The organism is Amycolatopsis sp. YIM 10 (genome assembly GCF_009429145.1).
GTDB lineage: Bacteria > Actinomycetota > Actinomycetes > Mycobacteriales > Pseudonocardiaceae > Amycolatopsis.
The window spans coordinates 9,644,921-9,659,321 of sequence record NZ_CP045480.1 but is presented as its reverse complement, the minus strand read 5'-3'; the positions used below and the strand labels follow the sequence as shown (position 1 = coordinate 9,659,321).

General features: G+C 69.7%; 14 protein-coding genes. 9 read left to right on the top strand and 5 right to left on the bottom strand.

Annotation, left to right across the window (positions count from 1 at the left end):
• Positions 1–6: 6 nt before the first annotated feature.
• On the top strand, positions 7–852 hold the full coding sequence (gene ddaH / locus YIM_RS44800) for a dimethylargininase (protein ID WP_194239957.1): 846 nt from the start codon (positions 7–9) through the stop codon (positions 850–852).
• Positions 853–923: 71 nt separating this feature from the next.
• Here the strand turns inward: ddaH and YIM_RS44795 are convergent, their stop codons facing one another.
• From YIM_RS44795 to YIM_RS44780, 4 genes are all read right to left on the bottom strand, one after another.
• On the bottom strand, positions 924–2,984 hold the full coding sequence (locus YIM_RS44795; RefSeq protein ID WP_153036119.1) for a glycosyltransferase: 2,061 nt from the start codon (positions 2,982–2,984) through the stop codon (positions 924–926).
• Positions 2,981–3,700, bottom strand: a complete 720-nt coding sequence (locus YIM_RS44790; RefSeq protein ID WP_228004404.1) for a WecB/TagA/CpsF family glycosyltransferase — start codon at positions 3,698–3,700, stop codon at positions 2,981–2,983. The genes YIM_RS44795 and YIM_RS44790 overlap by 4 nt, the downstream gene beginning before the upstream one ends.
• Positions 3,701–3,879: 179 nt before the next feature.
• Entirely contained in the window at positions 3,880–4,857 is a 978-nt protein-coding gene (locus YIM_RS44785) for a hypothetical protein (RefSeq protein ID WP_153036117.1), read from the bottom strand.
• Entirely contained in the window at positions 4,841–6,091 is a 1,251-nt protein-coding gene (locus YIM_RS44780; protein ID WP_370468931.1) for an MFS transporter, read from the bottom strand. The genes YIM_RS44785 and YIM_RS44780 overlap by 17 nt, the downstream gene beginning before the upstream one ends.
• A 120-nt stretch (positions 6,092–6,211) precedes the next feature.
• Here YIM_RS44780 and YIM_RS44775 point away from each other — a divergent pair, with 120 nt between their 5' ends.
• From YIM_RS44775 to YIM_RS44740, 8 genes are all read left to right on the top strand, one after another.
• The gene (locus YIM_RS44775; protein WP_153036115.1) at positions 6,212–7,066 is read left to right on the top strand and encodes a glycosyltransferase family 2 protein; all 855 of its coding nucleotides are present in this window, start codon (positions 6,212–6,214) and stop codon (positions 7,064–7,066) included.
• The gene (locus YIM_RS44770) at positions 7,063–7,947 is read left to right on the top strand and encodes a DUF6492 family protein (RefSeq protein WP_153036114.1); all 885 of its coding nucleotides are present in this window, start codon (positions 7,063–7,065) and stop codon (positions 7,945–7,947) included. The genes YIM_RS44775 and YIM_RS44770 overlap by 4 nt, the downstream gene beginning before the upstream one ends.
• A 2-nt stretch (positions 7,948–7,949) precedes the next feature.
• Positions 7,950–8,681: a class I SAM-dependent methyltransferase gene (locus YIM_RS44765; RefSeq protein ID WP_153036113.1), complete on the top strand. Its 732-nt coding sequence runs from the start codon at positions 7,950–7,952 to the stop codon at positions 8,679–8,681.
• Between the two features lie 114 nt (positions 8,682–8,795).
• Positions 8,796–9,239 carry a hypothetical protein gene (locus YIM_RS44760; protein WP_153036112.1) on the top strand — a complete coding sequence of 148 codons (444 nt, stop codon included), beginning with the start codon at positions 8,796–8,798 and terminating at the stop codon, positions 9,237–9,239.
• The gene (locus YIM_RS44755) at positions 9,240–9,875 is read left to right on the top strand and encodes a DUF3558 domain-containing protein (protein ID WP_153036111.1); all 636 of its coding nucleotides are present in this window, start codon (positions 9,240–9,242) and stop codon (positions 9,873–9,875) included.
• 103 nt (positions 9,876–9,978) lie between these two features.
• Positions 9,979–10,749 carry a hypothetical protein gene (locus YIM_RS44750; RefSeq protein ID WP_153036110.1) on the top strand — a complete coding sequence of 257 codons (771 nt, stop codon included), beginning with the start codon at positions 9,979–9,981 and terminating at the stop codon, positions 10,747–10,749.
• Between the two features lie 11 nt (positions 10,750–10,760).
• The gene (locus tag YIM_RS44745) at positions 10,761–12,134 is read left to right on the top strand and encodes an O-antigen ligase (protein WP_153036109.1); all 1,374 of its coding nucleotides are present in this window, start codon (positions 10,761–10,763) and stop codon (positions 12,132–12,134) included.
• Positions 12,131–13,552, top strand: coding sequence for a lipopolysaccharide biosynthesis protein (locus tag YIM_RS44740; RefSeq protein WP_153036108.1), 1,422 nt, complete (start codon positions 12,131–12,133; stop codon positions 13,550–13,552). The genes YIM_RS44745 and YIM_RS44740 overlap by 4 nt, the downstream gene beginning before the upstream one ends.
• Here YIM_RS44740 and YIM_RS44735 read toward each other — a convergent pair.
• On the bottom strand, positions 13,535–14,395 hold the full coding sequence (locus YIM_RS44735; RefSeq protein ID WP_153036107.1) for an aminoglycoside phosphotransferase family protein: 861 nt from the start codon (positions 14,393–14,395) through the stop codon (positions 13,535–13,537). The genes YIM_RS44740 and YIM_RS44735 overlap by 18 nt on opposite strands.
• Positions 14,396–14,401 lie beyond the last annotated feature (6 nt).

The window sequence follows — 14,401 nt, the reverse complement described above, 5'->3', positions numbered from 1 at the left end:
GGCGCTATGACGGTTGTCGATCAGGCGGTGCGGGTCCCGACCACGCGCCGGTACCTCATGTGCGAACCGCGTTACTTCGCGGTCGAGTACTCGATCAACCCCTGGATGGACCCGAGCAAGCCGGCGAGCGCCGAACGCGCCGTCGAGCAGTGGCGCGAGCTGCGGGACACCTACCGCCGCCTCGGCCACACCGTGGAGGAGATCACCCCGCAGCCCGGGCTGCCGGACATGGTCTTCTCGGCGAACTCCGGCACGGTGATCGACGGCCGCGTGCTCGGCTCGCGCTTCCGCGCGCCGCAGCGGGCCGCCGAGGCCGAGCACTTCCGCCGCTGGTTCGTCGAACACGGCTACCGCGACCTGACCATGCCGTCCAAGATCAACGAGGCGGAGGGCGACTTCGCCTGGACCGGGCGCCTGCTGCTGGCCGGCACCGGCTTCCGCACCGATCCCGAGGCCCACGGCGAAGCGCAGGAGGCGCTGGGGGTGCCGGTGGTCTCGCTGCGGTTGGTCGACCCGAAGTTCTACCACCTGGACACCGCGCTCTTTGTGCTCTCGGAGGCGACCGACAGCACCCCCGCGCAGGTCGCCTACTACCCGGCGGCCTTCTCTGCGGGCTCCCTGCGCGTGCTGCGCCGTCTCTTCCCGGACGCCGTCGAAGCCACCGCCGCCGATGCCGAATGCTTCGGCCTCAACGCGGTCTCCGACGGCCGGAACGTGGTGCTGCCGGTCGAGGCCACCGAGCTGGGCGCACGCCTCACCGAACGCGGCTACGAACCGGTTTACGTGGACATCTCGGAACTGCGCAAGGCGGGCGGCGGCCCCAAGTGCTGCACGATGGAGATCCGCAAGTAGCTAGACGACCAGCAGGGCGAGGGCGAGCACGCTGAGGCCGATCAGGGCCACCAGCAGCTTGCCCTCGCGGGTCAGCGCCGGGCCGTCTCGGTGATCGCGGTGAGCGCCGCGGCACGGGAGTGCCACGAGTAGTCGGCGACCGAGGCCCGCAGCTGCTCCGGGGTGCGGGTGCCGCCCCGGTGCAGGGTCTCGCGGACCGCTTCGACGAACCGGGCGTGGCCCGGCGCCACGCGAACGCGGCCCTCGTACTTCGCCAGTTCGGCGAACTCCGTGCTGACCACGGGCAGCCCGAGCGCAAGATATTCCTTGAGCTTGATGGGGTTCGAATGGTGAATCCATGGGGTGTCCTGCCAGGGCATGAGTGCGACGTCGAAGCCGGAGCCGTACGCGGGAATCGTTTCGTACGAACGGAATCCCAGCCAGTACACGTTCGGGTACTTGTCGAAGCGGTCCATCGGGTGGCCCGAGTCGCCGATCAGCACGAGCGAGGCTTCCGGCAGCTCGGCGGCCACGCGCTCGAGCAGTTCGAAGTCGACCACGAACTCGTCCAGCGCGCCGAAGAACCCGATCCGGGGACCCGGGATGCGGCGCAGATCGGCCGGCTGCTCGGACACCGGCCGCGCCCGGAAGTGGTCGAGGTCCACCCCGTGGTCGAGGAAGTGGGCGCGCTCGCCGGTCAGCTCCCGCTCCTCGTCCATCAGGGCCTGGCTGACGTAGAGCACGGTGTCGGCGCCGCCGAGCAACCCGCGTTCCAGCTCCTGGATGACCGCCCGGTCCGACTCGGGGAAGTCGGAGTGGCGGTCCGACCGGTTGTACACCAGCGAACGCCGGGACATCGGGCGCACCACGTCCCACGCGGTCGGAATGGTCACCATGATCACCGGCCGCCGCAGGCCCAGCGCCAGGCTCACCGCCCGCACCTGCGCCCGCACCACGAAGGAGTTGATCCGGCGCAGCAGCGGTGAACCGTAGAACGGCAGCGGCAGCGGCGACATCACGTGGAAGTTCGGCAGGTCCGGCAGCGGCCGCCGGACCAGCATCGCCACGCTGCGCAGCTTCCGCAGGATCTTCCTGGTCACCTGCGTGCTGCGCCCCGGCGACGGCATGCGCATGCCGATGCTGTTGACCACCAGCACCTTCCGGCGCTCGGCGACCGCGCGCATCAGCTGGAAGTCCGAATGGGCCTTGTTGTGGTACCACCAGTCCTGCGCGGAGAAGCAGACGTAACCGACGTCCCCGCCCGGGGGCGACGGCCAGCGCCGCCAGCGGACCAGCTCGCGCAGCGCGAGCCGGTGCTTCGGGCCGCGGCGGACCCGCAGCAGTTCGTTGAGCACCACCGCGAACCACATCGCCAGTGCCGCGAGCCGCCCGGCGCGCTGGCGCCGCAGGCGGACCCGGTTCGTCGTCGCCAGCGACCAGAGTTCGGGCGAAGTCGACTGCTCGCCGCCGAGGTGGGTCGCCGCGGCGCGTGGCTCGAAGCGGACCGCGAAGCCCGCGTCGCCAGCACGCAGCATGTACTCGGTTTCCTCGGAGTAGAGGAAGTAGCGCTCTTCGAGGCGGCCGGTCGCGGCCAGGCACTCCCGCGACACCAGCCACGCGGCGCCGGTCGCCCAGTCCGCCGTGCCCGGTTCGCGGTAGCGGCTGTGCCGGACGACGAGTTCACCGAAGGCCGGGACCAGCCCGGCCCTGGTGCCGCCGAGCAGGGCTTCGCCCAGTGCGCGCAGGGCGGTCGGCTTGCGGCGCAACGAGAACGCCGGACGGCCGATCCGGTCCAGCAGCAACGGGACGGCGATGCCGGTGCCCGGCACCTCCAGCGCGTCCCGCATGGCCTTGATGGCGCCCGGTTCGAGGCGGATGTCCGGGTTGAGCACCAGCACGTGGGCGCCACCGGCCGCGGTGATCCCGGCGTTGACCCCGGCCGCGAAACCGAGGTTGCCGGGCAGCCGGACGATCTCGGCCTCCGGGCAGGCGGCCGCGGCCACCTCGAGCGTGTTGTCGCCGGAGTTGTTGTCCACCACGATGATCCGGGCGTTCTCGATGCCATCCAGCGCGACCCGGACCGATCGCAGGCACTCGGGCAGCACGTCCGCGCTGTGGTAGGTCACGACCACCACGGCGAGCGGTTCGGTCATCTCCTCACCCGCCGGACGATGGCGCCCGACAGCAGGCGCAGGGCGAACGGCGCGTCGTCGACGAAGTACCGGCGGGCCAGCCGCTTCGGCTCCAGCGCCAGCCGGTGCAGCCACTCGCCGCCCCAGCGCTGCAACCGCTCGGGTGCCCGGCTGAACTCACCGGCGGCCATCGGGATGCCCGCTCCGCAGCCGACGTACCAGGCCTCCGGGTGCACCTCGCGCAACTGCTCGATCAGCAGCTCCTGCTTGGGAAAACCGAGCCCGACCAGCACCAGGTCGGGGTTCGCCGAGCGGACCCTGTCGATCACCTCGGCCAGCTCGGCGGGGTCGCGTTCGAAGCCGAACGGCGGCGAGTGCGTACCGGCCACCTTCAGTTCCGGGTAGCGGGCGCTCAGCGCGTCGGCGGCGGCCTCCGGCACACCCGGCTCACCGCCGAGCAGGTAGATGGAGCGACCGGCGGCGGCCGCCGCGGCGGACAGCGAGAACACCAGCGAGGAACCGGTGACGCGTTCGGGGAGGTGGTCGCCGGCCAGCCGCGCGGCCCAGACCAGCGGCATGCCGTCGGCGACGACCAGGTCGGCCTTGGCGATCAGCCCGGCCAGTTCGGGACGGCGGGTGACCGCGCGGGCGATGTCGACGTTCGCGGTGACGATCCAGCCGCCGTCCCCGCGGGTCCACGCGAGGTCGACGAGGTCGACGAGACCGGTTTCGGTCACCGGCGCTATTTCCAGCACACCGACCGTTACCGTTTCCTGCCTGGTTCGAACGCTGACCAGCTCAGCAGTCATGCACGCCGCCTCGAATTCCGGGGAGTTGGGAATTGCGCGGCCGCGGAGGTGATCGGGGCCGCGTGGAATTTAGTCGACCCGGCCGGGGAAACGTTACAGCTTTTCGTTCACCGCAATGGAACTGGCGATGAAGCTTCGGCGACCAGCAGTTCCGGCGGCGCCGAACCATCGGCCGGAACGGCGAAGACGGAAGATTTCCGACCGTCCCCCGGAACTCGTCCATAGGCCAATCGGGTGTTGTCCAGCCAGACCGCCTGGTCGTCGATTCCGGTGGTGCCGGGCAGTGGCTGCTCGTGGTGACTGGTCAGATCGAGTACCGCCAGCTCCCATTGGCCGAAGCGCCCGACCCGCTTTTTGTATGCCACCTTGGTGCCATCGGGTGAAAGTGACGGGCATTCGGGCCCGGGACGCACTTCCCGCATGGTTCTGGTGATCAGATCGCCTTTCACCAACCAGGTCCGGTTCTGGGAAGAAACCGTCGCGTAGAAGGTGCGGTCATCACCGGCGACGGTCACGCCCCAGTAATTGCGGTCCGCCGAGAGCAGCGGTTCCCCGGCCACCGTGGTGGCGAAGTCCTCAAGGGACTCGACGAGCACGCCCGTGCGCAGGTCGAGCACGCCGGTGCGGGTGGAAAAACCACCGGGCACAGCGTACGAGTCACCGGTGACGAACGAGGTCCACGAGACGATTTGCCCGGATTCGGAGACCCTGGCGCGGTTGGGGATGCCCGCCAGGCCGAGGGTGCGCAGGACGCGGCCGTCCGCGCCGAGCACGGCCACCTCGTAGCTGGGGCCGGGCCCGGCCAGGCGCAGGCACACCGTGGTGCCCGCCGCCGAGTAGACCCGCTGGCAGCGTTCGGCGGTGTCCTGCCGCGGACCGTCCGGATCGGACATCGGCACCCGCTGCACCACGTCGCGGCCGTCGGACTGGTCGATGAACAGGAGGTCACCGGGGATGGCGGCACCGGCCGTGGCGCCCGCGCGCTCGGTGGCCGAGGTCCACAGGACGTACCCGCCACCGGCCAGCACCACCAGCACCATCGACACGATCCCCGCCACCACGCGGTGTTCACGCAGCCAGCGCATCCGGCCTCCGCTGTTTCAAAAGGAACGCCGACCCGGCCAGTGCGAGCACAAAGGCGATCAGCACCAGCAACACCGCCGAACGCGTGGTCATCGCGGCCAGCAGGAAACCGAAGGCCACCGAGGAGACCAGGCGCGCCACCGCCTGTCCGGTCTGGACCACGGCCAGCCCGCTGGCCCGCAGCGACTCCGGCACCAGCGGGCCCGCGTAGGCCATCAGCACACCGTCGGTGGCCGCGTAGAACAGGCCGTGCCCGGCCAGCGCGGCGATCGCGACGCCGAAACCACCGCCCGGCACCAGCAGCACCGCGTACACCCCGAGCAGCACCACGTGCCCGGCGAAGAACACCGGCCAGCGTCCGAACCGGTCGGCGGCCAGTCCCATCGGCACGGCGGCGGCGAGGAACACCAGCGCGGTGCCCAGCGGCAGCAGGGGCAGCAGTTCCAGCGGCAGCCCGGAGGTCTTCTGCAGCACCACAAAAACGAAGGCGTCGCTGATGGTGACCAGGCCGAGCAGCCCGGCCGCGACGGTGATCCGCCGGATGCGGCGGTCGCGCAGCAGCCCGGCGCAGGCGCGCCACGACACCGGTGAGCGCGCGGGTTTCGGCGAGGGTGGTTCGTGCTCGCGGACGAACGCCGCCAGCACGATGCAGCCCAGTACGGCGAAGCAGAAACTGACCACAAAAACCGGAGGGGCGCCGGTGCCCAGTTCGACCAAGATCCAGAAAGTGACCAACGGGCCGAGCAACGCGCCGAACGTGTCCATCGCCCGGTGCACACCGAATGCGCGGCCGAGGCGTCCGGGTGGGGTGGACAGGGTGATCAGCGCGTCGCGCGGCGCGGTGCGCAGGCCCTTGCCCGCGCGGTCGAAGGCGAGCACCCCGCCGATTCCCGCGCCCGAGGCGCCGACCAGCGGAAACGCCAGTTTGGCCAGTGCCGAAGCGCCGTAGCCGGCCATCGCGACCAGTTTCGGCTTGCGCAGGCGATCGGCGACAAAGCCCCCGAACAGCCGCAGTATCGCCGTCGCCCCGTTGTACAGCCCGTCGAGCAGTCCGAACTGGACATAACCGAGCTGCAGCGTGTACAGCAGGTAGACCGGCAGGAACGCGGTGATCATTTCGGCGGAGACGTCGGTGAGCAGGCTGACAAAACCCAGCGCGAACACCGTCGATGGCAGCTTTCCGCCGGTCACCGGCTTTTCGGTGACCGATGGGCTGTTCCGCGTAGTGAGATACACCAGTCGGCGCCTTTCGTCCGGCTGTTGCATCGATTAAATGGCCTGTGCCGTTATCGGCCGCCAGGTCTCGGATCGGTCTCCTTCGGTAACGGGCCGCGGAAATGACCCGATTAGCCGAGCATGCCGGTTGCGGTGATCGTGACCTACAACAGTGCTCGTGATCTTCCCGCGTTGCTCGCGGGGCTCGCCGAAGCGGAACTCCCAGCCGTGGTGGTGGACAACGATTCCAGTGACGACACCGTCGCGGTGGCCAGGGAAGCGGGTGCGCGCGTGGTCGAAACCGGGGCCAATCTCGGTTACGCGGGCGCGCTCAACGTGGCCTGGCGCCACCTCGGCGCGCGGGACGCGGTGCTGGTGCTGAATCCGGATTCCACTGTGGATGGCGAGTCGGTGAACGCGCTGGTGCGCGCGGCGGACGAGGGAGTGGGCGTGGCGGTGCCGGTGCTCAGGGAGGCGGACGGGGCGCTGGCCCGGTCGCGCCGCTTCGAGCCGTCCCGGCGTCGCGCGCTGGTCGACGCCCTGCTCGGCAGGCGCGCGGCGTGGCTGCCTTCGGGCTGGAGCGAGACGGAATGGGCCGAAAGCGCGTACCGGCCCGGCGCCGCCGATCCCGAATGGACCTGTGGTGCGGCCCTGTTGATCACCGCCCGCTGCCGGGAACTGGTGGGGGACTGGGACGAACGGTTCTGGCTCTACTCCGAAGAGGTCGACTTCTTCCGCCGTGTCCGGGCCACCGGCCTGCGCACGGTTTTTGTGCCCGAAGCCACGGTGACCCATCGCGGTGGCGGCTCGGGCTCCGGGCCCGCGCTCACCGCGCTGCTCGCGGTCAACCGCGTGCGGTACTTCGCCAAGTACCACGGCCGCGGCGCGGTCGCGGTGTTCCGTTCGCTGGTGGTGCTTCACGAACTGCTGCGGTTCCGCGACGCCGGGCACCGGGCCGCGCTGAAGGCCGTACTGAGACGGGAATGTGCTCGATGACCGATTTTGCCGTGCTGACGCCGAGTTACGCGCCGGACGCGCCGCTGTTCGAAGCGCTGCACCGGTCCGTGCTCGACCACACCGACGCGGTGCACTACGTGGTGGTGCCGCCGGCCGATCGTGCGTTGTTCGCGCGGTACGAGGGCGATCGGTGTCGCATTTGGACCTATCCCGAACTGCTGCCGAAGCGGTACCTGGCCACGCCGAAGCCCGGAATCTGGCTCAATGCCAGGCGACCGTGGCCGCCGGTTCGCGGCTGGGTGTTGCAGCAGGCGGTGAAACTGGCCGCCGCCGCGCGGTTCGACGCCCGTGCGGTGCTGATGATGGACTCCGACGTGGTGCTGGTCCGGCGCACCACGGCCGACAGCTTCGCGGTGAACGGGCGGATCGGTCTGTTCCGCGCGGAGAACGCGGTGCACTCCGGCATGCCGCGGCACGTGCGCTGGCACGCCGTCGCCCGCGAGCTGCTCGGCCTGCCGCCGTCGGCGGGGCCGCCGCTGCCGGACTACGTCAGCCCGTTCAACGTCTGGGAACCCGCCGTGGTCCGGCTGTTGCAGAACCGGATCCAGGAGGTCACCGGCAAGAGCTGGCTCGACCTGTTCACCGGGCGGCTGCACATCTCCGAGTTCATTCTCTACGGCGTGTTCGCCGACGAGGTGCTCGGCGGCAGCATTCCGCGTGTGCCGTCGGATTCGCTGTACTGCCACACCTACTGGGACACCACCCCGCTCGACGAGGCGGGCGCGCTGGACTTCGCCGGTCGCCTCGCCCCGGACGCGCTGGCCGTGATGATCTCCGCGAAGTCCGGCACCTCCCCCGAAAACCGGCACGCGGCGTTGAGCGCCTGTGCCGCCGCGGTTTCCCCGACGAGACAGGACTGAGCATGCGCGCCTTCGGATCCGAGGACTTCGCCCGCGCCTTCGACCAGGTGGTGCTCGCCGGGAGCTGGCAGGAGGAGCCGCAGTACTACCCGCGGTACCAGACCCGGTACGAGGCGGTGCTGCACCGGTTCGCCGCGCTGGCCCCGGACGAGCCGGTGGACGTGCTGGAGGTCGGCGGTGGGCAGCTCGCCGCGATGGCCAGGCACCTGTGGGCCGACCGCGCGACCGTCGCCGACATCACCGACGCGTGCTTCCCCACGCTGGCCGAACAGGGCATCGAGACGTTCCGCTTCAACCTCGCCGTGGACGAAAGCGGCGGCGACCGGAAGTTCGACGTGATCCTGCTGTCCGAGGTGATCGAGCACCTGCCGGTGCCCGGCCACGTGGCGCTGCGGCGGCTGCGGGAGATGCTGCGCCCCGGCGGGCACCTGATCTGCACCACGCCGAACCTGTACCGGTTGCGCAACATCGTCTACCTGGCGCTGGGGCGGCCGATCTTCGACCACTTCGACATTCCCGGCGACCGGGGTTGCGGGCACGTGCTGGAGTACTCGGCCGAGCACCTGCGCTGGCAGATCGAGCGCGCCGGCTTCGCCGACATCGAGCTGGAGCTGCGGGAGTTCGCGCACGTGCCGAACCGCCGGACCGACCGGCTGCTGATGCGCGTGGGAAAGCCGCTGCTGCGGGTGCCGAGATTCCGGGACAACCTGCTCGCCACGGCCGTAGCCCCCTGATGCGCTGAACGGCGAACAAGACCGGGAATGAAGGTGTAATTTACGAAGGCGAGTTACGCACGGCGTTCGGATGGTGACTCTTTGGTTGCCGTTGGCCTCGGGGAGGGGACCAGCTTGACCACGCCTGACCAGCCACCGGGGTACACACCGCCCGGAAGTGGTGGCTTCCTGGACCAGCTCGGCGAGGCCGTCGGAGAACTGGGTAAACTGGCACAGGCCACTGGCGCTTCGGCTGGTGCTCCGTCCGGCGGTTACTCGTTCGAACCCGACCAGCTGATCGACATCGCCCGAGAGTGGGACGACCTGGCCGATGGCTACGTGGAGGACATGGAGCATGCCGACATACTCGCGCGGGTAGAGGGACCGGGTGCTGAATACGCTTCGGGAGACAACGCCCAGCTGGTGCGTCAATCAGGGGAAGCGCTGTTGTCCGCGCTGCGGGACCGGGTGGACTACTGCCGGGCCCAGGCCGAGAAGTTCCGTAGCGCTGCCGGGCAGTACGCGGAGGCCGAGGCCAGTGCCGGTGACGAGATCGGCAAGCAAGGAGGTTCCCTCTAGATGCGCCACCCCACCCGGAACTTGTGCTGGGCAGCCTGCCTGGCTTTGCTGCTCAGCGGCTGTGGAGGCAACGACGTGCCCGGCACGCCGACCGTGCCCACCACGGGCGCGATCGAACCGGCACCGCCATCCAGCGAAGCGGCAGAGGTTCCCGGTCACGGCGCACCGACGGTGACCAATCCGCTCGACACCAGTGGGCGGGAAGCGCAACCTTGCGGGCTCCTCACCGACACCCAGATCAACGGCCTGCTCGGCACTGACATCAACGAAAGCGTGGACGACGGCAGTGGCCCAGGCTGCAGGTGGCACAGCTATGGGTCGCAGGCCGCGTCCGTCGCAGTCCGGTTCCCGAAGGTCACCGACAACGGCCTCACCGCCATCTACGGGGCGAAGGGCCACCAGTACAAGTTCTTCAAGGAAATGCCCCCCGTTCGTGGCTACCCGTCCGTCGCTTGGGACACCACGGACGAAACCATGACCAAGGGCGAGTGCCATGTCGCCGTGGGCACGTCGGACCGGTCCACGGTGGAGGCGTCGGTGTCCTTGTCGAAGAAGAACGTGGGTACGAAGGATCCCTGCGAGGCCGCGCATCAGGTGCTCGACATGGTGATCGGCAACATTCAAGGCAACAACTGAACAACCCCGGCCGCAGCCCCCTGAGCAGCGGTAACGAATCTCCGCGAGCGGCGACTACACCAGTGACGCCTGGGCGCCCCAGGACCGGCTCGTGGAGGGGTAGATGGACTTCTGGGGATTCGTTCAGCTCGCCCGCAGGCGGTGGTACGTGGTACTGCCCGCGCTCGCGGTGGCGCTCGGGCTGACCGCGTTCACCTATCTCTCGATCCCGACGCGCTACAGCTCGTCCGGCACGCTGGTGCTGACCGCGCCGTCCACCGGGGCCAAGGTGACCGCCGACCCGACCGAGGGTTCGCTGACCAACCCGCTGCTCTCCTTCGACGGCAGCCTGGTGATCTCCGCGCAGATCGTCTCGCAGATCCTCAACGACCCGCAGACCAAGGAACAGGTCGGCGCCGGGCCGGAATCGGGTAGTACCTACCTGGCCAACAACGGCCAGACCAACGGTCCGTTCGTGTTCGTCACCACCGAGACCACCTCCGAGCAGGAGAGCCGCGACCTGGTGGCGCGTGTGCTGGAACGGGCGCGGACCGAACTGGACAACCGGCAGCGCGCGGTGCAGGCGCCCGAGTCCACCTTCATCAAGGCGCAGGAACTCGTGCAGCCGACCCAGCCGGAACCGCTGACCGGCGGCAAGATCCGGTTCGCCGGTGCCGCGCTGGTGCTGTCGCTGCTGCTGACCCTGGCCGGCACCTTCGCCTTCGACAGCGTGGCCCGCGCGATGCGGCGCCGTCGTGAAGAAGCCGAAGCCAAGAGGAACGAACCGGAACCCCCACCGCGCGCCCGTCCGCGGCTGGAGAACGGGCAGCCGGACGACGACGCGACCGTGTTCATCGCGAGCGTCGGTCCGTTGCCGTCCGAGCCAAGACGCTGACGGGACCCGGCGTGCAGACCGCGCCCTTCGTCGGCCGGCCCGAGCCGATCTGGAAGCGGCTCGACGGCGCCGGGCTGGTGTGCATCTACCTGGCGATGCTGTTGATCATCCCGGCCCGCCTGGTGTTCTCGCGCATCCCGATGACGCTGGCGCCGACCATCGCCTTCGCCGCGCTGCTCGGCGTGCTGTGGTTGTGCAGCCAGCTGGTCGACACGCTCGGCGTGGCCAAGGGGCACAACGCACCACGGGTCGCGCTCGCCTGCTTCCTGGCCGCGAACCTGATCACCTACGGCGTCGCGACCCGGCGGCACCTGCCCGACGACGAGCTGAACCTGGCCGACAGCGGCATGATCCGGATCACCGCGATGACCGCGATCGGCGTTTTTGTCTGCGACACGGTGACCGTGCGGGACAGGCTGAACCGGCTGCTGCGGGTGCTGGTGACCGTGATCGCGATCTGCGCGGGCATCGGGCTGGTCCAGTTCGCCCTGGACCTCGATCTCACGCAGTACCTGAACTTTCCCGGGCTGAAGGCCACTTCGGAGTACAGCAACCCGGAGCGCGCGAGCTTCCGGCGGCCGTCCGGCACCACGAACCATCCGATCGAGTTCGGCGTGGTCTGCGCGCTGGCGATCCCGTTCGCCGCGCACTACCTGTTCCGCGCGATGGATCGTGGTGAACCGCGCTGGAAGTGGGCGCTGTGCCTGGCCATGGTCGGTGGCGGCGCGCTGGTTTCGTTGTCCCGCACCGCAATCCTCAGCCTCGCGGTGGTGCTGCTGGTGGTGATCGCCACCGTGCGCGGGCGGCGACGGCTGGTCGTCGCGGGCATGTCGCTCGGCTTCGCGTCGGCCGCGGTGCTGGCGGTGCCAGGCCTGTTCGGCACGTTGTACGGGCTGTTCGCCAACATCGACACCGATCCGAGCGTCACCTCGCGCACCGACGACTACGACGAGGCGTGGCGGCACATCGCGCTGCATCCGTTGTCCGGCCGCGGGTTCGGCACCTTCCTGCCGGACAAGTACCTGATCCTGGACAACCAGTACCTGATGACGTTGATCGAGACCGGCTGGATCGGGCTGGTCACCTTCGTCGGCATGTTCGTGGTCGGCCTGTACGCGGCGGTGCGGGTGTGCGTGATCAGCCGGAACCGCGAGATGCGCAGCCTGGCCGGGGCGATGATCTCGGCGATGCTGATCGCGTTGATCTCGGCGGCCACCTTCGACCTGCTGAGCTTCAGCGTGATCGCCGGACTCAGCTTCTTCTCCGTCGGCCTGTGCGGTTCGCTGCTGCGCATCGCGCGCGCGGAGAACCCGCCGCCCGCCAGGGTCGGCCGTGTCACCTGGACCGAAAAGCTCAAGGCGAGCCTGAAGGCGGGAGCGGAATGACCACTCAGGACGAAGCGCCGCCGAAGGTGAAGCGGGCGCTGGTGCTGAGCCTGCTGAACACGGTGATCGGCAAGTTCGGCGGCTTCTTCGTCTCCCTGCTGCTGGCCAGGCTGCTGGCGCCGGAGGACTTCGGCGTGTTCGCCGTGGCGCTGGTGGCGTTGCAGGCCGTGCTGTCGCTGAACGAACTGGGCGTGAGCCTGGCGATCGTGCGGTGGCAGGGCGATCCGCGCGCGATCGCGCCGACGGTCACCACGATTTCCACGGTGTCCAGCGCGCTGCTGTACGTCGGGTGCTGGTTCGGCGCGCCCGCGTTCGCCGAGGCGATGGGCTCACCGGACGCCGTCGGCGTGCTGCGGCTGCTGTGCGTTTCGGTGTTGATCGACGGGGCGACCGCGACCGCGGTGCAGCTGGTCAACCGCGCCTTCCGGCAGGGCGCGCAGCTCGCGGCCGACCTGCTGAACCTGGTGGTCACCTGCGGGCTGACGGTGACGCTGGCGCTGAACGGGGCCGGGGCGTGGAGCCTGGCGTGGGGGCAGCTGGCAGGCAACGCCTTGTCCGCGCTGATGTTGCTCAAGCTGGTGGACTACTGGCCGCGGCCGGGCTTCGACCGGCGGCAGGCCCGGGAGCTGCTGGCGTTCGGCCTGCCGCTGGCTGCGGCGAGCTTTGTCGTTTTTGCCATGTTGAACGTGGACTACGTGGTGATCGGCAGGCTGCTGGACGTCACCGCGCTGGGCTTCTACGTGGTCGCGTTCAATCTCTCGAGCTGGCCGGTGAACACGTTCTCCGTGGTGATGCGGCGGGTTTCGCTGGCGGCGTTCGCGCGTGTGCAGGACGAGGTGGCTTCGCGTGGTGAGGCACTGACGCGCCTCGCGGTGATCCTGGCGGTGCCGACCTTGCCGGTGTGCGCGGCTTTGGGGGTGCTGGCGCTGCCCGCGGTCACCACCCTGTACGGCGGCAAGTGGGCGGCCGCGGCGGCGGTCGTGCAGTTCCTCGCGATCCTCGGTGTGGTCCGGGTTTTCGCCGAGTTGTGCTACGACTTCCTGGTGGCGCTGGGCCGCTCGCGGACCTGCTTGTGGTTGCAGGTCGGGTGGTTCGGCTCGCTGGTCGTCGCGCTGCCGATCGGCGCGATGTGGAACGGGATCGCCGGGGTGGCGGCCCTGCACGCGCTGGTGGCGGCGGTGGTGATCCTGCCCGCGTTCGCGTGGATGGTGCGGCGGACCGGGGTTTCACTGCGGCAGCTGGGCTTCGCGTTGTCGCGGCCGGTGCTCGGGGTCGTGGTGATGATCGCGGTGATGTTCGGGGTGCGGTTCCTGACCGATCCCTCGGCGCTGCAACTGTTCCTCGGCGTGGGCCTCGGGCTTCTGGTGTACCTGCCGTTCGTCTGGCCGCTGCGCCATCAGCTACGGGACTTGCGCTAGCACCCGGTCGAGCGTGGCGTACCCGGCCGATTCCCAGCTCGGTTTGCCCCCTGGCAGACCGAGCCTGCCGTTCCGCCCGACCTCGATCAGGCCGAGTGCGCGCAGGACGGCCCAGCCGCGGGCCCGTGCGATGGTCGCTTCGTCGGCCTTTCCGTAGGCGTCGAAGAACCGGCTCGCCGCGCCGTCGGGCAGGAGAAGCCAGGCGGCGGACAGGTCGGTCGCGGGATCACCCGCGCACAGCTCGCCGAAGTCGATCACCCCGGCGAGCGTCCCGTCCCGGACGATCACGTTCGCCGGGTGCAGGTCGCCGTGCAGCCAGATCGGCGCGCCCTGGAAGACGGGTGCCGCGAGGGCCTTCTCCCAGACTTCCCGTGCGCCATCGGAGATACCGGCCAAGGGCGGCCAATCCGCTAGCGGGCCGCCGCGCGTGGGGTTGGCGGGCGCGTCGGCGGGCGCCGGTTCGTGCAGTGCGCTCAGGAACTCCGCGAGGACTTCGGCGGCATTGTCGCGGGTGATCGGCGCGTGATCAGCCGGTTCACCGTCCACCCAGCAGGCGATCGTCCACGTGTGCTCGAACAGGCTCGACGGCTTGCCGGCGCGCACCGGGACGGGCGTGGGCAACGGCAGGCGTTCCGCGAGGACCGGCAACCACTTCCGCTCCGTGTCCAGCAGCCCGGGCGCGCGTTCGGTGCGCGGCATCCGCACGGCCAGCTCGTCCCCGAGCCGCCACTGCTGGTTGTCCCAGCCGCCGTCGACGTCGCGGAGTTCGAGGTTCGCGAGATCCGGGTGCTGCTCCCGGAGCAGTGCCCGCACCAGGTCCTGTTCGAACTTGAAGTCCGCCATCGATCT

What these genes read in the sequence shown, in the direction of transcription:
- YIM_RS44785 (WP_153036117.1), bottom strand. Translation starts at nt 4,857, where the DNA reads ATGCGCTGGCTGCGTGAACACCGCGTGGTGGCGGGGATCGTGTCGATG.
- YIM_RS44755 (WP_153036111.1), top strand. Translation starts at nt 9,240, where the DNA reads ATGCGCCACCCCACCCGGAACTTGTGCTGGGCAGCCTGCCTGGCTTTG.
- YIM_RS44740 (WP_153036108.1), top strand. Translation starts at nt 12,131, where the DNA reads ATGACCACTCAGGACGAAGCGCCGCCGAAGGTGAAGCGGGCGCTGGTG.
- YIM_RS44775 (WP_153036115.1), top strand. Translation starts at nt 6,212, where the DNA reads ATGCCGGTTGCGGTGATCGTGACCTACAACAGTGCTCGTGATCTTCCC.
- YIM_RS44750 (WP_153036110.1), top strand. Translation starts at nt 9,979, where the DNA reads ATGGACTTCTGGGGATTCGTTCAGCTCGCCCGCAGGCGGTGGTACGTG.
- YIM_RS44735 (WP_153036107.1), bottom strand. Translation starts at nt 14,395, where the DNA reads ATGGCGGACTTCAAGTTCGAACAGGACCTGGTGCGGGCACTGCTCCGG.
- YIM_RS44795 (WP_153036119.1), bottom strand. Translation starts at nt 2,984, where the DNA reads ATGACCGAACCGCTCGCCGTGGTGGTCGTGACCTACCACAGCGCGGAC.
- YIM_RS44770 (WP_153036114.1), top strand. Translation starts at nt 7,063, where the DNA reads ATGACCGATTTTGCCGTGCTGACGCCGAGTTACGCGCCGGACGCGCCG.
- ddaH (WP_194239957.1), top strand. Translation starts at nt 7, where the DNA reads ATGACGGTTGTCGATCAGGCGGTGCGGGTCCCGACCACGCGCCGGTAC.
- YIM_RS44765 (WP_153036113.1), top strand. Translation starts at nt 7,950, where the DNA reads ATGCGCGCCTTCGGATCCGAGGACTTCGCCCGCGCCTTCGACCAGGTG.